A 17803-nucleotide genomic window follows, 5' to 3' on the forward strand; every position below is an offset into this window, starting at 1 on the left:
TTCCCCCTATATGCGCCTGTAACGCCGGCCAGCGGAACGTTTACACCTGATGCGCGTTAATCTCTCCACCTCATCCGACTATTCGTATGCCGTCGGCGGCTACTTCGTGGGCGTCCTGCCTTGGTGGTTCGTAGTGCGTCTTGGTGAGTTGGATTAAATCACTGGTTTATACGCGTGTCAACTTAAGGTTAATGTTAATTGTAAATCTGAGGTTTATATTGCTGGTTTTTGTGACGTGTCTGCCGAATCGCAGGCAAAAAAAATCCCGACGGAAAGGTCGGGATGGGGCGTTCTGGGCGTTAGTTTGGCGGAAGAGTTGAAGGGTGAGGGTAGAAAAAAACCGGCGCAGTGGCCGGATGCATTTATTCGAATGGGAGATCTATTTGTCTCTGTGGATTCAGCTGTTTTTTTACATGCTCAATTTCGAATGTGGTTTTTATAGTATCACCAATCATGTATTGGGTTACCTTTAGGTCAACAAGCAACATATCGCCTTTAGAAAAGTTTAGGGTGTTGTTATCAATATCACTGATAAACTTCTGGTCTTTAATCTCAGCCAAAAAGCTACTGGCTCCATCCGAAAATCTCCATCGGCTGCCTTCATTAAAAGAAATGTTCTTAATCTGAAGGGCTTTCTCTACCGTGGACTCCGAGATTATTGATTCAGCAGGAAGCTCAACTTTGAAATAATGCGCCTCTTGTTTGTCGATCGTCATGAACGTCAGTCCATCATCGACAGTGGAAGCAAAACTGTCGATACCTTCCTGCTCTAGCGGCTTGCATATAACTTCTTGCAATGAAGAACGAAGTTTAATGTTTCTATACAGTTCGATTACTTTGCTATCGAAAATTTCACTTTCGTTATCAACAAAGACTTCAATGTTGCTATCAGGCAGATTGTGTAACTTTTTAATTTCTCTTGGTCCGATCCATTTAACTAATTGGATCAGACCCTTGCAAATTTTTTCTCTGGGACCAGGGCAAAAACCAATTAAAGCAATAAGATTAGCTGCGGCTGTTACTGAATCGCCCGAAAAGAAATCAACTGCCTGTTTGAACCAAGATGTCGATGAGGCAATCAGATCTATTCCAAATGAGCCAGCTTTGAATGATGCATTAACCTTTACTGAAACAACGGTCTTGTTACCATAAACTGTTTTTCCGGCTTCCTCTAATGCATCTGACAGGGATAGGAGTGCAGGGGCAAGGTCACGCACGTTCATTTCGTGCGTCTCCAATGCTGGTCCGTCGTATACTATCCTGAACTTCATATCATTAGTTTCCGAATTGCTGCCTGCATCCATTATGGCACTCACCTGATCGCATATACAGTAAATTTACTTTTTACCCCGACACAATGCTTGATGCCGGATGGAAATCCCTACCGCTTCTCGATTGTAAGAGTCAATTGTACGTTCGCCGGTTATCAATCCTCCTGCGACCGGATCCGCCCCTTCATGTACTTCTCATACAGGTCATCCAGTTCTTTCAGGCGAATCGCGAATATGCGGAGCATGTTCTGCTGCTCTTCTTCCGGTAACTGGCGGTAGAGCTCCAGCAAGCGCTGTTCGTCCGGCTTAAGTCCGTCTTTTTCACCAACGTCCTCACCAAGTAGCCAGGCGACAGAAATGCCTACAGCGTCGGCTATGGCCAGTGCCGATTTCTTACTAATCACACCTTTTTTGAACCAGCCGTTTACGGCCTGAGGGGTGACTCCAGCTATTCGTGCCATGTCTGCTTTTGTAACGCCGCGATCAGTGATCTCAGTAAGGCGCTCTACCAGAACGAGGTTGGGTTCTTCTTTTCTCATAGGTTCATTGTAAATATTTGGTTTATACACACAATAAATCCATGGTTTGCATGATGTATAAATCTGTGGTTTACTTCTGCTGTCAATAAGCAGGAGAAGCACATGTCCGCACTCGATAAAGCAATTAAAGCCGCTGGCTCAGCCAGAAAGCTCAGTATCGCGCTTGGTGTGACGAGTATGTCTGTAAGTCATTGGAAGAATCGTGACCAAGGGATCGTCCCGCCAAGTTATATCTTCCCGATTTTCAAAATGACAGGCGTAACTCCCCACGAGCTGCGCCCCGACCTCTATCCAAACCCAACTGATGGTTTACCTAAACAGGAGCCTTAACAATGCAAACTATTTCATTTCAAGAGAGTAGCAGAGCTTCCTCTAATCCAATGATATTCCCGTGTCATCAAAGCGAATCGGCAGAGCAGGATATTGATCACCGCGATATTTGTTCTGCAGTCCGGGCGTGGGCAGCGGCAGAAGGGCGCGTAGCTGTTGCGCTTCAAATCCAAGAAGCAGCGGAAGAACTTCAAGTTGTTGGCGTGAATTTTTCAGGCCAGGCCGATGTCTGGAACGTGAAGCTGTTCCGTTGGCTGGATAACAAAGAAGACTCCGCATCGTACCGAAAGAACGTCGAACAGCTGGTGCCCGCGATCATGTCTGTATTACCACTTCGATACCGCGACCGTGTCGTAAAGAACGACTCGTTTGCCTACCGGATGGCCAGGTTGGAAAAAGAAGTGAGTGAGGCGAAGCAAGCTTTGATGCTCGATGCACCGAAGAAGGAAAAGCTGAAGGAGTTAGGCGAGGGGATTTTCGAAATGTTCAGAGTCGACCCTGACCTAACGGCGCCTTTACTGGCGATGGTCACAACCATGCTGGGGGCGATATGAAGACTTCAGAAAAGGCGAAAGCCGGTCTGCGCGAACAGAACCGACTTTCAGGTGCAAAAACGGAGTGTAATTGCGGAGCTAAGTATGTCAAACACAGCTGAAATTATCAATTTCCCCCACAGAACCGAACAACCGGGAGGTCGTATGGCCGACCTGTCGAACGGGTATACCAAGGTTGCTAACGAGATCCAACAGCTCAAGCCTCGTCTGAGAATGTCAGGCCGGGAGTGGCAGTGTTTTGAGGCGGTGATCTGGCTTACCTACGGCTGGAACAAGAAACAAGACCGCGTTACGAACACGGTGATCGCTGAGCTTACAGGGCTGAGTGATTCGCATGTCTCTGATGCGCTCAAATCGCTCGCAGAACGCAAAATTATCATCAGTCAGAAGCAGGGCGTGATGAAAATCGTCGGTGTAAATACTGACCTTTCTGCCTGGATTTTAGACAAACCGAAAACGGGAAAAACCTTCCCGAAATCGGGAAAAGTGTTACCGAAAACGGGAAAAGTGTTACCGAAAACGGGAAAAACCTTCCCGGAAACGGTAGACACCCAAGACTATAACAAGAACAATATTAAAATATCCTCGTCTCGGAATTCTGACGAATCCCGAAACCAGAAAACTCAAAAATTTCTCTCTCGCCATCCTGAAGCTGCCGCCGGGATATACACCCCGGCAGGTAAATCATGGGGATCCGCTGACGACCTCAAGGCCGCACGCTGGATTTACGACAGGCTTCTCACCGTCAACGCATCGCTATCCGAACCAAACTGGGCTGAATGGGCAAACACCATCAGGCTGATGCGTGTCCAGGACAAACGCACTCACTACGAAATTTGTGACCTGTTCCAGTGGGCCAACCGGGACGAGTTCTGGAAAGACAATATCCTGAGCCCCTCGAGTCTGCGCAAACAGTGGGATCAGCTCACTACCAAGCGGTTGCGTGCAACCGGAACGGTAAAACCTTCCCGGGGCGGCATTGACCTGCATAACACCGACTGGATTGACGGGGTGCTGGAATGAAAAACCTCGCAGAGAACATTCGCAATTTTGACCGGGAACAGGCTCGCCGTGTGGCGCATAACCTGTCTGAGCAGCACACCGAGCGCGAACAAACGCAGCAGGTGGCGCAGATTATCAACGGGCTGTTCGTACAGCTGGCGGCCGCGTTCCCGGCAAGCCTAGTTAATCGCAGCCAAGAAGACGTGAACGAGATCCGCCGTCAGTGGGTGCTGGCCTTCAAAGAAAACGGGATCACCAGCATGGAGCAGGTAGAGGCCGGCATGCGCGCGGTGCGTCGCCAGGAACGCCCGTTTTTGCCGTCGCCAGGTCAGTTCATCAAGTGGTGCAGGGAAGGGCGTTGTGTTCTGGGGATCACCACCGCAGACGTGATGGCTGAATACTGGAAGTGGCGCAAGCTGGTGTTCCGGTATCCGAGCAGTGAGCAGTATCCCTGGCCTAAACCCATTTACTATCACATCTGCCTCGAGCTGCGGCGCCGGGGAACTGATGGTCAACTGTGCCACAAAGAACTCGAGCATGAAGCCGGCGACATTCTGGATATGTGGGAAAAGCGGGTGCTGGCCGGGAAACCAATCCCGCCTGTTCGTCGTGCGTTGGCAGCACCAGTGGCTCCGAGGGGGCCAACGCCAGCTGAACTTCTGAAGGCTAAATACGCGCGCCTAAAAGATGAAGGGAGAGTTTAACTGTGCGAGCAAAGATTCTTCAGATTCGTACCATACAGCGAATGAGTAGAAGGCTTTGTTTCCACAACGTGTTATAAACAAGTTACAAGTCGCCTCCTCTGGCGACAAAGAGGCATGGCATGAAATTACGAATCACAAGAGCAATCGGCCTCAGCAAGTTCTCGCCACGTTGGGTTAAGGTTATCTGTTTACGGTTGACTAAAAACGATATTGAGCGCTCCCTCAACGCGCTTCTGGCCACAATTGATGAAACTGAACTCTCTTCGGAGCAAGTCAAAGCATTGAGGGAATGCGTTGACAGAATCAACCTGGCAAGGGGAAAGGGGATGCAAGCGTGAGCGCTACTGCTATTGAGCCGAAAGAGATTTTTTATACCACATGCTCATTGCTGAACACATAAAGCGTAGCTGAAGTGACTGATGCTGACTGAGTGATGCGCGGAGAAATAGTTGTCTAATAACTCAATCATATTAATCACTTTTCCCATGGTACCTTTTTTATCTTGAGGATTAGGCAGTACGAAATCCTAGCTTTGGCCGCTCTATTGGATCCTACACCTCTGAACTGCTAAGGACGGAATATGAACGGATGAAAGCTAGCATGAGATGCGAGTGGTGTTGAGAAAGGTCCACTGGACAATCATTTGAATAATTCTGTGAAAAATTCATTTGTATAAAGAGTCTTCTCCTTCTGGGCGCGTTTTGAACCTTCGATGCATCCACAGGTATTGCTCAGGGGCGCGGAGGATTTCACGCTCGATGATTTTATTCATATAAGCAGCTGCAGCGATATTATCGTCCTCCGGATATCCTAACAATGGATTACTGATATACATATGATAACCTTTTTTATCGCTCCGTCGAATCATGCTAAGTGTGATCAAATTTGCTCCAGCGAGTTTTGAAAGTGCGTACGTTCCGTTCGTTGTGGCTGCTTTTTTTACCGAGAAAAAGGGTGCGAAAACGCTCCCCTTAGGCCCGTAATCCTGATCTGGTGCAAACCACACAGCTTCACCGGCCTTGAGTGCATGAACTAAGCGAGATAGATTACGTCGATCAATCATAGCTTTATTTGAACGCATACGTCCTTTTGTCTGAACCCATTCCATCAATGGATTGTTGTGCGGCCGATATGTTGCCATCATTGGATGGCATAACCCCATTACTCTTCCGCATAGTTCAAGCGACATGAAATGAATCCCGACAACCATTACCCCTCCGGTTGCGTTAGCCAAGTTTTCAATCCCTTCTACGTCAAACCACTTTTTGACTCTCGCATCGCTCCAGAACCAGGCCATGCCAGTTTCCATCAGTCCCAGCCCGAGAGAAACAAAGTTATTATTTATCATCTGGCTTCGGGCAATCGGAGTCATATCGGGAAAACAGAGTTCAATATTCCTAACCGCTATACTTTCTCTACGTTTTAAAAAGGGCCTGGAGATTTTTCCAAGACCGGAACCAAGAGTATATAAAACCGGATAAGGAAGTTGGACTATAACCCACAGAAGTGCCAAGCCTGCCCAGGAAAACCAGTGGCGGGGATGAAGTAATTTGTATGTAAAGAGTTGTGACATAAATTTCCCTAAGTTAATGAAGGTTGTAATGCACATGGATAATTTGAAAATTTGTTTTTCAGCGGAACGTTTCATTTAGATAATTGAGTTTTTTTTTGAATTCAGGGGGACAGATTGCGTGTGGGAGTGGATGCTCACTAAATGGTTTAGTGAGGCGAAAAAAATTCTTTTTCTATAAGACTCAATGGGTTATTAACGATATTCGAGGAATTGCCTTCTGGATTCATCCTCCCCAACATACTCAAAAGATAGAAGACGAATTGGGATTAAGTTATAAAACCAATAGCAATCATTTCGTTGAATAACTTCGCCTGGCTTGAAACATATCCCTGATGCTTCCCGAACAATTGCATATTTACCATTGCTAAATTTCACTCTGTGGATATAGAAATGTTGACCGATCTGTCCATGACAGCTGTTCGAAAGTATATCTCCTTCAATAAAAACAGATTTTTTATCTTTCATCATAATGCCCTCTACCACTATACTATAAAAGGAATGTTGGCATTTACAGATATCAGTTAAGTTGCAGGAACTGTTCAGCCGCCGATGCACCAGCATTCTGATGGCCTGAACAACAGTCCGCAGGCAGGACATTCCAGAACAGCATTTTTTCTTAGTTTACCTGCTTTCTGATTGGCTCTGTATGCGCATACCGGGCAAGCAACATGGACCGGTCTTTCTTTAAAATGTCTAAGTCCCTCTGTAAATGACATAAAATAACCTCTGAAAAATATAATATTTATTATACGCTTTAAAATATAAATTGTCGGGTTAAGTTATGAATATTTATTGCTGAATAAAATATGAGCTTTTAGAAAACAACAGTTTGATTTATGTTACAATATCCTTCCATGAGAAATTTATGATGAAATCAGAAGACACTCTTGACTGGTACCCGGCGCAGTTGCCGCCAGTAAAAATTATTTTAGGTGAAGCAGTGCTTGCTGTGGGTAAACAGGGAAGGCCCATTAATACCCGGACCTTGCTCGAGTATCTTCAAGTCATGCAAGGTAAGCAAAAAAGACGTGATGATAAAGTTGCTATGCAGACTGCGATTGAAGTGCTTAGAGACAATCAGCGCATTAACGGTAGGCGTTAATGCGCTCTTAAGATCCCTTAGTTCTGAGTGATCTCTACTATGTGTCTTTGACCATCCTGCTTTAAAGGTATTCGGTCATCAGACAGTTCGATACCATCTAGTATGACCTGATACTCCCCGTTGCCACGTGTAATGGTAATCTCGTAATGACTTTCGTCATGCTGATATGTCAGAGAAAAAGACTCCCACTCTGCTGGTAACAGGGCATGTATGGTCAAGATATCACCGGAACGTTTTATGCCCATCAATTCTTCTGTAAGAAGACGATAGGCCCAACCCGCTGATCCGGTGTACCAACTCCAACCTGCACGTCCAGTATGTGGCGCGATGCTGTAAACATCTGCACTCATTACGTATGGTTCTGCTCTGTAAATCGCAACTTCTTCGTCAGTAGACGCGTGGTTTATTGGATTGATCAGTGACCAGAGTTGCCACGCACGCTCTGCATTTCCCATTCGGGCAAATGCCATCACGGCCCAGATAGCACCATGAGTATATTGCCCGCCATTTTCACGCACACCAGGCACATAACCCTGAATGTAACCGGGATTTGGTCCGTGTCCATCGAATGGAGGCGAAAGTAGCTTTATCAACCTGGATTCGGAGTTTACCAAATGCTTGTCCAGAGCCTGCATTGATTTACCGGCACGTCCACAGTCAGTCTCACCGGATAAAACGGACCAACTTTGAGCTATTGCATCAATCCGGCAGTCTTGAGAACTTTTGGAGCCTAAAGGCGTTCCATCGTCAAAATATCCACGCCGAAACCATTCCCCGTCCCAGGCTGTCGCATTCAGATTTTTCTGCAAGTGTTCCGCCTCCGTGCGACACAGCGATGCTACAAGCTTATCTTGCTGACGATCAGCGAGCGTCGCGAAACGCTTTAAAATGTCGAACAGGAAGAACCCGAGCCAAACGCTTTCACCTTTTCCTTCGATGCCGACCCGGTTCATCCCATCGTTCCAGTCGCCAGCGCCCATTAGCGGCAGACCATGTTGTCCAAAACGAAGCCCATGCTTAATGGCTTTAACGCAGTGTTGCCATAGCGTCTCTTCGGTGTGGCTGATTAGTGGTGTATCGTAAACGGACTCTTCTCCAGGCTGGAGCTGACGTCCTTCCAGATAAGGAATCATCTGCTCTAGTATTCCGATATCCTCAGAAGTGTCGACGTAGTGACAGACGGCGAGCGGGAGCCAGAGAAAATCATCTGAACATCGCGTGCGTACGCCGTTACCGTGAGGTGGATGCCACCAGTGCTGCACATCGCCTTCAATAAACTGTCTTGACGCACATAGTACTATTTGGTCGCGCAGGCGTTCCGGTGCAGCGTGGGTCAGTGCTAATGTATCCTGGAGTTGATCCCGAAAACCAAATGCGCCACCCGATTGATAATAACCACTGCGCGCCATGAGTCGACAGGCCATTGTCTGATACAGAAGCCAACCGTTAACTAGCTTATCAACTGAATGGTCTGGTGTATTGACCACTATCTTATCCAGCATGCGGTGCCAGTGACGATGGACATTGTCCAACTCCTGTCGAACGATATTTTCATCCAAATAATGAGCGAGTATAGTCTGAGCCCGGGCGGAGTTTTCCTCGCTGCCGAGTACAAAAATAAAGGTCTTCTGATCACCGTCAATTAGGGTGGTAACAGACTGAACTGCACCGCATGGATCCAAACCGGCGCCCGTATTTCCCGATAAACTGCGAAGCTTCATTGCGGCCGGTTTTTGCAAAGAGCCATTGCGGCCAATAAACTCTCGGCGATCACCTGTCAACGAACAATGAGGATCGTTGACAGCGAAAAATGCAATGCGTCCTTCGCCGTTAGCTCCGTAAAAGTTATTTGCTGTAACTCCACTACCAGCCGGCACGATCACCGTATGTGTAACGATATGGGGAGCAGAACGCGAGCGTGATTCCCCAAGCGTCCACTCTACGTACCCTGTGACCGATAATTTGCGCGTGCGGCCCGAATTGTTACTAAGCGTCAGAAGTGCCAACTTAACAGGATCGTGTTCGCTAACCAGTATTGTCAACTCGCTATCTATACCACTATCGCGGTGCGCAAATACGCTGTAGCCAAAACCATGACGGGTTAAATAATCCCCGCGGCCACGCACAGGTAATGTCGTGGGTGACCATACCGTTCCGCTCTCTTCATCACGAATATAAAAAACCTCACCGCTACGGTCGCTTACTGGATCGTTTTCCCAGGGGGTTAAACGATATTCATGAGCGTTCTCATACCAACTGTAAGCCTGTCCGGCTTCTGAAATGACGCTACCAAAACAGGAGTTTGCCAGCACATTTGACCAAGGGGCCGGCGTTGGAACATTTTCCTTCAGGATAATCTGATACTCCCGTCCATCCTCAGAAAACCCTCCATGCCCATTGAAGTTGAACATATGTTCTATATGCGGCGTCCAGTCTTCGTGTCGATTGCTTCCCTCAGTGACAAAAGGTACAAATGGCCTTTGCGGTTTAATTGACGAGTGGAGCCGCTGATTAAGTTGCTCGTTTAGCCCGCCGGCGCGATCGTCAAGATGCATACATGCAACGCTCATCAACAATTGCTTATCTTCGGAAGACAAATGCTCCCCGTTACGGACAAAAATGCCGCCAGGTTTATCCAGCAGGCTGGCTTCTGAACCGGCATAGATTAAATCCATAATCAGTGTTTGTAGGGCCTGCTGATAGCCACCGGCGCTGTTATTGAGGATAACAAGGTCCACTTCAAGCCCTTTTAGTCGCCAGTAACGATGAGCTTGAATCAGTGTAGTGATAGAGGTCATACTCTCATCGCTGGTCACGCTATGCAGTACAATCGGTAGATCACCTGAAATACCCCAGCCCCACAGTCCGGACTGACCGCGGCGGTTACGGCTTATGACTTGAACGTCGGCGCGTAGTTCCTGACAGGAATAGAGCACAGCGCTAGCGAGTCGGTTAAACAGCGTTGCGTCATCTTCGCTAGCATTTATCTGCCTGAGCACTACCAGACTGTGCGACCAGGCAAGCTCAAAAACACGCTCAGCGATTGGGTAATCACGGTATTTTTCCAATAATGCCTTGCTTTGCTGACGGCTCTCACTGATGCCATAAACGATATCAATCGTTATCGGAATGCCTGGCATGAGTCTCACAACTTGTCGGATCGCTAGTACAGGATCCAGCACGGCACCGGAAGTATTGCTGAGCGGCCCGTTAGCATAGATAGCAGCGGCATCAGCCGGACTTCTGCCCCTCCCAATAAACTTAGCTCGGTCTGTTTCAAACGAGGCTTCATTATGATCATTGCTATGCACCACCATCATGTGAAACAGAAATGGGCTCGGTTCATCTTGAGAACGCGGTCGTCGATGGCAAAGAATAGCGTCCCGACTGTGATCAATCTCAGTTTCAATGAACAAATTACTGAATGCCGGATGCGCTAGATCACTGGTTTCTGGAGCAATCACTACTTCAGCATACGTTGTTAGCTCAAGCGTTCGCGGTAGACGGCCATGGTGTACCAGGGTGACACGCCGCAGCTCTATATCATCTTCCGGGGAAACCACAACCTGTGTCCTAACGCTTAGGGCTCCCAAGGTACGCCTGAATTCTGCGCCTGCGTCGGTGAAGATTATCTCATCGCTGCTGTTCGCATTTCCGCCCATGGGCTGCCAAGTATTGCTCCACACCTCATTCGTATGCGGATCACGGATATAACAGAACGATCCCCAGTTATCACGGGTTGTATCGCTGCGCCAGCGGGTAACTGAAATCGAATTCCAACGGCTGTACCCTCCACCACCTAGCGTCAGCATCAAATGGTAATGCCCATTTGAGAGCAGTTGTATTTCCGGAGTAGGGCTGTCTACATGACTGAAAACTCTCGGTTCATATCGCACCGGTTTAACCCTTCCTTCATGGGATTCAAAATGACGGCGAGGGCTGTAAAGATCGACTGAATCCGGGACGCGTTCCTGCAAAAGAAGATTCGCCGACATAAAGGTGGGGCTTGTCATAAATCGCTCGCTCATTGGGGCATCAAGCAGGATATGCGCTAGCGCCTGGAATCCCATCCCCTGGTGGTGTGCCATCCAGGACTGTACAACCGCGTACAGTTGCCCGGTAGCAAGCCGCGATGGCGTGTAGTCCAGCGCTTCATAAAACCCGTATTCGCCATGTGCGCCGCTCTGCTCCAGTCTAAGCAAGTTTTCACAGGCCTTCTGGGGGGAAACGAGCAGAGCCAGTAGTGTTGCATACGGCGCGACAACCATATCGTCCGCAAGTCCTCGGCGAAGACCGAGTCCAGGTACCCCAAATGCCTGATACTGATAATTACTCTGGACATCAAATGCATGATAGCCGGACTCAGAGACGCCCCATGGTACGCCACGTTCCTTGCCCCAGTTAATCTGGCGTGTCACTGCGGATTTGCCCATTTCATCAAGCAAACTGCCGCGCCAGTTTGGCATCACCAGATTCGGCATCAGGTATTCAAACATCGAGCCGCTCCATGACATCAACGCGGTTTCATTGTCGATATTGGTGAACAACCTTCCCAACGCATACCAGCTTTTCATCGGAAGCTGATTTGTCGCGATAGCGAGATAACTTGTCAGCCTGATTTCAGAGGGCAGAAGGTCATAGTGGCTTTTATCGGCGGTATTTGTGTCGCAGTTATATCCGACACTCAGTAGGCTGGTAGCTTCGCTGTAGAGAAAGGCAAAATCCATTCGTGCATGGTCATTTAATCTCTTTTCAAGTTCGCTGATGATATCCAGCCGCAAACGGGCGTGAGTAATTACTGGTGCAGGAGGCGTTCCTTCTCCGGTATCGGTACTCTGCGCCAACCAGCTTAGTGTTGGCAGTGTCTCGCTTTGGTATGTAGGGGGTATCCACGCGAGCAGATGTGACCATTCGTGGCATAATTCAACCAACTGATGCTCCAGATGTTCGGCCCAGCGCACCACAAGATCGCCTTCCTGCTGACACGCAGCGGTGAGATGTTTGCACTGAGTTCGCATCTTTTTAAGTTCGCTGTAAAGAGCTCCCGGAGGTAGTTCCGCTGAGCTGAAACACTGCTTTTGAAGCTCTTTAAGCGAATCCGGTGCCCCCGGCCCCCAGTGTTTTTCAAGAAGTAATAATGTATCGATTAACCCTGCAAGTATTCTTTCGACATTCAAAATGGGCTGGTTTCGCATGGCTAATAACCCTTCACGCAGAGTTAACAAATGTCCGGCCATATTACCGCTGTCCACGCTTGATACGTAACGTGGACTCAGCGGCGCAAGCGTTCGAGTGTCATACCAGTTATATAAATGACCACGAAAATGTTCCATATTATCAAGAGAGTCGAGCGTGAGCGTTATGCGTTGTAAGACGCTACCGCCTGGCAAATAGCCAAAATCCCAAGCAGTAAGGTTAGCCAGTAGTGATAACCCAATGTTGGTTGGAGATGTACGGTGCGCGATCGTCGGCTGCGGTATTTCCTGGTAATTATCAGGGGGGAGCCAATTTTCTTTCGCTGTGGCGAAGGTCTCAAAAAAAGACCATATTTCTCGGCTTGTCTGTCTCAGCAGAAGTTTCTGTTTCTGATCTGGCAAAAAGGGCTTACACGCGGGTTGGCGGCTCAGCCAAGCCATAATAATGGGAGATATGCACCACCCGACGCTAATGGGCAATGCAATGAACATCATCAGCGGATCAAACACCAATGCTAGTGATGCGAGACTCAGACCGCAGGCAACATTCAGCCACATTGCCCGATAAAAACCTAAAACAGAGATACTGGATTGGTAGTTATCTGGGTTATAGCTTACCCATTGGTTGAGGTTACGCTGGCTTATACCTAGTCGCCAAAGCGTAACTCCAATAGCGTATAATGAGTAACCGGCCTCGTGGGGTAGTATCATAAATGTGAGACCGATACGTGAAACGCGCTTCAAGGCTCCAGCTGAAACCAGTTGCAGATGTTGTTTAAGGGGACGGCGGTGCGGTTTATGAACGAGATCCCATGCTATGCTAAGCGCCGCAGGAAGAAACCATATTAGCGTTAGCACGCTAAACCAGTATAAAGGGTTGGGGAGCCAGAGCAGCGTGCTAAATACAAGCAGCATGATCGACGGCGCTACCAGGCTGCGTCGGAGATTATCCAATAACTTCCAGCGAGAAAGGATGGACAATGGATTTTTTTCCCTACTTCCGTCAGCTTTTCTGACCCGAACCCTCAGCCAATTGAGCAGTTGCCAATCTCCTCGGATCCAGCGCGTACGACGTGCGACGTCTGAGAGATAATTAGTTGGATATTGTTCGTAAAGTAAAACGTTGCTCAGCAGACCAGAGCGGGCGTAACATCCTTCCAGCAGGTCGTGACTGAGTACGAGATTTTCCGGACAGACGTTGGCAGTGGACTGGACAAAAATATCTACGTCATAGATACCTTTGCCTACGAACGATCCCTCGCCGAAAAGATCCTGATATATATCTGAAGACATCATCGAATAGGGATTATTACCCGGGACGCTGCTGCGCATGGCGGCGTAGCGCCCCTGACCGTAAAGAGGCATTTCCTCTGCTAAGCCTGGCTGTAAAATTCCGTACCCTTTAACGACTCGTTGGAACGTTGGATCATATACTGGTTTGTTCAGCGGATGCGCCATTGTGGCCACCAGTTTATGGGCTGTATCACGAGGCAGGAGCGTATCACTGTCAAGAGTGATGACGTATTTAATCCGTCCGGGCAAAGCCTGCGAGGGAAGGTCTGCAACGCTCGAAAACTGGGTTCCCGGTTGGCGTAACCAGCTGTTAAGAAGAGCTAGTTTGCCCCGCTTGCGTTCATATCCCATCCAGATTCTCTGCGAATCGTTCCACTCCGGCTGGCGGTGCAGTAGATAAAATCGAGATCGGCCGCTAGGGTTGCGCCGATTAAGTCTCTGCATCTCAGCAATCGCTTGCCTTAAAAGGACAGTGTTTTCCTCGGTATCCTCAGTTGATGAATCCGGAAAATCGGTAAGAAGTGCAAAGCAGAGATTTTCATCCTGATTGCCAAGGCTGCAGACTTCCAGGCGGAAGAGAAGTTTGCAGAGGCTTTCATAGCTTGTCAGCATGCAAGGGATCGCAACCATTGTGGCATATTCAACTGGTATCCCACTTGAAAAGTCCATCCGCGGCAGAGGCCTGGGAATACGAAAGCGTGTCGTTGCTTCGCTAAGCATATCGCTGGCGAGTTGACTAATGGCAACAATAAGGGGGAGTGCTAGGGGGATGAGCAGCCAGAATATACCCTGTAGTGCAGTTTCATACAATATGGTAGCTGAAGCGGCCGTGGTCAAAAGACTCAGGCTACCAAGCCATGACAGAAGGGGCGATTTATTCATACTCTGCCGCAGCCGTTTCAATAGAGACCTTTCAGCTGACAACAGTTTTTCAAGTTGTGGCCTTCCACCCCCAAGCAGAAAATAACCGATATGTCGGTGCTCAGGATCTAGACTCGGTTCGCAAGACATTGCCATCACACGGTTTGCAACTTCCGGCTCACTTAAGATCGCATCCCTGGCAAGCGTTTCAATCACATGGCGATAATGATCTCGGGTGTCGAAGTGCATGTGAGGATATATACCAGCTGGGTCAAGGCGTAATGTTTGCTCGACTACGCTGATGGTCTCTGCAAAATCAGACCAGTTCGTTTCATTCAGCAGACGTAAACCCGAAATACTGTTACTGACGGAAAGCTGGCTGGCGGCAAGCTGCTGATTGAAGCGATGAATCAGGACCTCAGTTGTAACACCTTGCTCTGCAAGACGTTGTTCAATCCAATTCAGAGGGAGTGCAAGAGCATTGCCATGTCCCTGCAGACGACGAACCATTTCAGCGACAAAGGCACTGCTCAGCGGAGGGTGAGTACGCGCCATATCGGCAACAATCATAATTAGGTCGGCGGGAGCATTCTCTGCACAATCAAAAATCCGCGTTATCCACATATCTGCAAGATTTCGCTCCTGCTGGGCTTGGGTCACTTCGTTGCTCACACGACGCAGGTTTTCAATCAGCGCTAGACGCAGCATTCCTGGCAAAGCCCATATCTCCCCCAACGTCAGAGGTGTCACCTCTTGATAGGCGGAAATATAACTGGTAAGACTGCTGGTGTCCCAGCGTCCGTCGCCATGCGCTATGGCCTCTGAGGCTAAGTCATAAATTCTGGGACATCTATGCGGGTAGGCTAGTAGCGGAAGACCCTTACCAAAGCTTTTCGGTAAGTGCTGGCGTACCATGCGAATCTGCTCTTCAATCAGGTAATAGTTGTCCAGCAGCCACTCACCTGCGGGCATGATACTCGTTTTTTTTCCTGCATTGAGTAGATAGCAACATCGCGTAATTATCGTTTCATTGTCAGTTAGTCGTTTAAGAAGGTAGTACGGTAGTATTTCCGGAGACAATTTGTGCGTACGAGCCAGTTTTTTTCCAAAGCGTTCCAACTGAGGGGTAGAAAACAGTTCCGAACGTAAATAGTTTTCTCCTCCCCAATCGTTGACTGTGGCTGATATGTGTGCGCTGCCTTCGGGCAGAATACGAGATCGCTTAAACCACGCGATATGTTTCATTTTCATAGGGTTGCTCTTTTGCTACGTTAACGCGCAGGAGCAGATGCGAAATCAGTTCAGAAACGTTCTCTCAGGATGGGCGTAAGGCATCGGGGATTTTGACAACTGCTGATATTATATTAAGTGTAGAACATCGGCTGTGAAGCTAGCGCGGAGAGATAAAAAGTGCTTTACACCCCGGACAGAGCATGGGGCTTTTTAGACGCAGTTTAGAGGAAGACTGAGCGGATTTTAATCCGCAAACAGGGCAGGTGACGGTGGTGGTTAATACGCTTCCAAAAAGTTTCATTGCGTAATCGATAACAGACATGATGATTAGCCTCTCAATGAATGTATTTCACTCTATCACATCTGGCTAAAATTAAACCAATTTAAAAGTCACCCAATTTTTTAACATAAGTGATGTTTTTTTCTCTTTTCTAACACATCGCTTTCATGTCCGATTTAGAAGCGAATGAATTCCAACCTTTTAAAATCCTTATGTTATTTTGCGACGCGAGATCAGTTTTATCTAGGTTGCCGCCTGGATTGAACACTTGATTTGTTCTACAAGAAAAATCGGTTGATTCAAATTCGATGTTCTGAAAGCGTTGCAAAACCCGTAAGATATGTTTATAAATATACTGTATATACATACAGTTATTCGTTGCGGAGGGAAAAATGAAAATCGAGTTAACCATTGATCGCATGAAGAAACTTCCTGATGGATCTATACCTGCGCTCGAGTCAGAACTGCTGAAAAGGCTCAGCAAGCAGTTTGATGATTGCCAGCTTACGATTAAGCGTGCCAGCCATGATGGGCTGACTGTTTTCGGGGGTGACAAGAAAGAGGTCGAACATATCGTGCAGGAGACCTGGGAAAGCGCTGACGAGTGGTTTAATTAATCGCGTGAATTTCACTGGAGCAGTTTCAAAGAGTATTGCTGTTTGCGCTCCCCTGGCTGTTCCCGATTACTGTTTACCGTGTCAATAAGTCGCTCTGGGGGAAAATAGTGTGTAGTGCAGATGCCTTTAATGCAGATGATCAATGGTACGACGTTGTCAGAAGGGCCGATAACGCAGTCATCTATAGCTTCCCGGCGGAAGGGAGATATCTGGTTTATCGAGTAAATGGAATAGTTTCATTACGACCGTTACTCGACGAGGAAGAAATCTTCACTCTCAACGGGTTTATGCAATTTGCAAAACGACTGGGGTACCGAGTTACACCACCGTCTGATATTATTCTTTCATAGGCCTGAACACCCTATACCTGATGCGCCACGGAGAGAACCATGGCGCTAGAATTACAACTTATCAAACACCATTCAGGAATACTGATCCCGGCTACTCCCGAGACCAGCGATATCCTGCAATCCAAAACCCGGCTCGGCGATGTTCTTGTGGCCGAGTTCAGACGTGTACGAAACCCGGCATTCCACCGACGCTTTTTCGCGCTTCTCAATCTCGGTTTTGAATACTGGGAACCAACCGGCGGGGCTATCTCGAGTAACGAGCGGAAGCTGATCACTGGCTACGCCAAGTTCCTTGCTTCGTATGGCGGGAATGAGGGCGCGCTGATCGATGCTGCTGAGCAGTATCTAGAGCAGGTTGCTTATACCGACTGGATCAGGGGAGTGTCTAACGATAATGCTGATGATTATCTGGGTGAAATCGCAGACGATTTCCTTACCTCGGCCGACGGCGACCGTCTGACCAGCGATATTGATACCAATCTCGAAGCTGCAATGCAGAACGCGCTGGCCAACCATGGAACAGTTGAACATCAATGGGCGCAATACGGAGAAGTACGCGCCGATATCCTGGTTGTGAAAACGACTATTGCTGAGGTAGATAGGGCAATGGCCGAAATGTCGACACAGGTGCAGGCGCAGATCGACAACGTCACCGCTTCCCTGGAAGACAAGCTCACAGCCGTCGTCGATGCCTCCGGTGCTTCGGCAATCTACACCCTCAAAACAGGCGTGAGGATAAACGGGGTAATGTACAACGCCGGGATGTCGATTGCTGTGCTTGCTGAGGCCGGGAAACCGGTAGAGTGAATCGCCACGGGTTTAACAGACACCTCAGAGTCATTTAAGATGACTTAAAGAGAGGTGCCCATGAGCGGTAAGCGTTATCCTGAAGAGTTTAA

Annotated in this window: 13 protein-coding genes and 2 pseudogenes; 10 read left to right on the forward strand and 5 right to left on the reverse strand. The window is 48.2% G+C overall.

Annotated features, from left to right (window positions below):
* Positions 1–362: 362 nt before the first annotated feature.
* Entirely contained in the window at positions 363–1304 is a 942-nt protein-coding gene (locus tag DFO52_RS11285) for a hypothetical protein (RefSeq protein WP_133550392.1), read from the reverse strand.
* A gap of 122 nt (positions 1305–1426) precedes the next feature.
* A complete protein-coding gene (locus tag DFO52_RS11290) occupies positions 1427–1840 on the reverse strand; it encodes a helix-turn-helix domain-containing protein (RefSeq protein WP_073397240.1) in 414 nt (137 codons plus the stop codon).
* Positions 1841–1912: 72 nt separating this feature from the next.
* Here DFO52_RS11290 and DFO52_RS11295 point away from each other — a divergent pair, with 72 nt between their 5' ends.
* The 5 genes from DFO52_RS11295 (at position 1913) to DFO52_RS11315 (ending at position 4738) form a co-directional block, all read left to right on the forward strand.
* Positions 1913–2140 (forward strand): YdaS family helix-turn-helix protein, encoded by a 228-nt coding sequence (locus DFO52_RS11295; protein ID WP_029882071.1) that lies wholly within the window; start codon positions 1913–1915, stop codon positions 2138–2140.
* 2 nt (positions 2141–2142) lie between these two features.
* Positions 2143–2694, forward strand: a complete 552-nt coding sequence (locus DFO52_RS11300; protein WP_133550393.1) for a toxin YdaT family protein — start codon at positions 2143–2145, stop codon at positions 2692–2694.
* A gap of 84 nt (positions 2695–2778) precedes the next feature.
* Entirely contained in the window at positions 2779–3717 is a 939-nt protein-coding gene (locus DFO52_RS11305) for a replication protein (RefSeq protein ID WP_166642359.1), read from the forward strand.
* Complete coding sequence (locus DFO52_RS11310; protein WP_063441150.1) at positions 3714–4400, forward strand: replication protein P; 687 nt, start codon at positions 3714–3716, stop codon at positions 4398–4400. The genes DFO52_RS11305 and DFO52_RS11310 overlap by 4 nt, the downstream gene beginning before the upstream one ends.
* Positions 4401–4519: 119 nt before the next feature.
* The gene (locus tag DFO52_RS11315; RefSeq protein ID WP_047647982.1) at positions 4520–4738 is read left to right on the forward strand and encodes a hypothetical protein; all 219 of its coding nucleotides are present in this window, start codon (positions 4520–4522) and stop codon (positions 4736–4738) included.
* 326 nt (positions 4739–5064) lie between these two features.
* On the opposite strand, the gene lpxP is transcribed toward DFO52_RS11315, so the two are convergent.
* Positions 5065–5973 carry a kdo(2)-lipid IV(A) palmitoleoyltransferase gene (gene lpxP / locus DFO52_RS11320; protein ID WP_047647981.1) on the reverse strand — a complete coding sequence of 303 codons (909 nt, stop codon included), beginning with the start codon at positions 5971–5973 and terminating at the stop codon, positions 5065–5067.
* Between the two features lie 868 nt (positions 5974–6841).
* Here lpxP and DFO52_RS11330 point away from each other — a divergent pair.
* Positions 6842–7075 (forward strand): hypothetical protein, encoded by a 234-nt coding sequence (locus DFO52_RS11330; RefSeq protein ID WP_039262743.1) that lies wholly within the window; start codon positions 6842–6844, stop codon positions 7073–7075.
* Positions 7076–7092: 17 nt separating this feature from the next.
* Here the strand turns inward: DFO52_RS11330 and DFO52_RS11335 are convergent, their stop codons facing one another.
* Positions 7093–15675 carry a glucoamylase family protein gene (locus tag DFO52_RS11335; RefSeq protein WP_133550395.1) on the reverse strand — a complete coding sequence of 2861 codons (8583 nt, stop codon included), beginning with the start codon at positions 15673–15675 and terminating at the stop codon, positions 7093–7095.
* 139 nt (positions 15676–15814) lie between these two features.
* Positions 15815–15979, reverse strand: coding sequence for a YnfU family zinc-binding protein (locus DFO52_RS23290; RefSeq protein WP_213730115.1), 165 nt, complete (start codon positions 15977–15979; stop codon positions 15815–15817).
* Between the two features lie 350 nt (positions 15980–16329).
* On the opposite strand from DFO52_RS23290, the gene DFO52_RS11340 reads away from it, so the two are divergent.
* The 4 genes and pseudogenes from DFO52_RS11340 to DFO52_RS11355 form a co-directional block, all read left to right on the forward strand.
* On the forward strand, positions 16330–16554 hold the full coding sequence (locus tag DFO52_RS11340; RefSeq protein ID WP_063441146.1) for a DinI family protein: 225 nt from the start codon (positions 16330–16332) through the stop codon (positions 16552–16554).
* Between the two features lie 107 nt (positions 16555–16661).
* Positions 16662–16904, forward strand: coding sequence for a hypothetical protein (locus DFO52_RS23295; RefSeq protein WP_072034227.1), 243 nt, complete (start codon positions 16662–16664; stop codon positions 16902–16904).
* Between the two features lie 39 nt (positions 16905–16943).
* Positions 16944–17264 (forward strand): annotated as a pseudogene (locus tag DFO52_RS11350) (DUF1367 family protein); the annotation flags it as partial.
* Positions 17265–17705, forward strand: a pseudogene (locus tag DFO52_RS11355) (DUF1983 domain-containing protein); the annotation flags it as partial.
* Between the last annotated feature and the right edge of the window lie 98 nt (positions 17706–17803).

The sequence above is a fragment of the Enterobacter sp. AG326 genome, from assembly GCF_004362415.1.
In the GTDB taxonomy this organism is placed as follows: Bacteria; Pseudomonadota; Gammaproteobacteria; order Enterobacterales; family Enterobacteriaceae; genus Enterobacter; species Enterobacter asburiae.

Bases quoted from the DNA above. Each gene is read 5' to 3' on its own strand.
- DFO52_RS11305 (WP_166642359.1), top strand. From the start codon at position 2,779: ATGTCAAACACAGCTGAAATTATCAATTTCCCCCACAGAACCGAACAA.
- DFO52_RS11310 (WP_063441150.1), top strand. From the start codon at position 3,714: ATGAAAAACCTCGCAGAGAACATTCGCAATTTTGACCGGGAACAGGCT.
- DFO52_RS11330 (WP_039262743.1), top strand. From the start codon at position 6,842: ATGAAATCAGAAGACACTCTTGACTGGTACCCGGCGCAGTTGCCGCCA.
- DFO52_RS23290 (WP_213730115.1), bottom strand. From the start codon at position 15,979: ATGTCTGTTATCGATTACGCAATGAAACTTTTTGGAAGCGTATTAACC.
- DFO52_RS11295 (WP_029882071.1), top strand. From the start codon at position 1,913: ATGTCCGCACTCGATAAAGCAATTAAAGCCGCTGGCTCAGCCAGAAAG.
- DFO52_RS11300 (WP_133550393.1), top strand. From the start codon at position 2,143: ATGCAAACTATTTCATTTCAAGAGAGTAGCAGAGCTTCCTCTAATCCA.
- lpxP (WP_047647981.1), bottom strand. From the start codon at position 5,973: ATGTCACAACTCTTTACATACAAATTACTTCATCCCCGCCACTGGTTT.
- DFO52_RS11340 (WP_063441146.1), top strand. From the start codon at position 16,330: ATGAAAATCGAGTTAACCATTGATCGCATGAAGAAACTTCCTGATGGA.
- DFO52_RS11335 (WP_133550395.1), bottom strand. From the start codon at position 15,675: ATGAAAATGAAACATATCGCGTGGTTTAAGCGATCTCGTATTCTGCCC.
- DFO52_RS11285 (WP_133550392.1), bottom strand. From the start codon at position 1,304: ATGGATGCAGGCAGCAATTCGGAAACTAATGATATGAAGTTCAGGATA.
- DFO52_RS11315 (WP_047647982.1), top strand. From the start codon at position 4,520: ATGAAATTACGAATCACAAGAGCAATCGGCCTCAGCAAGTTCTCGCCA.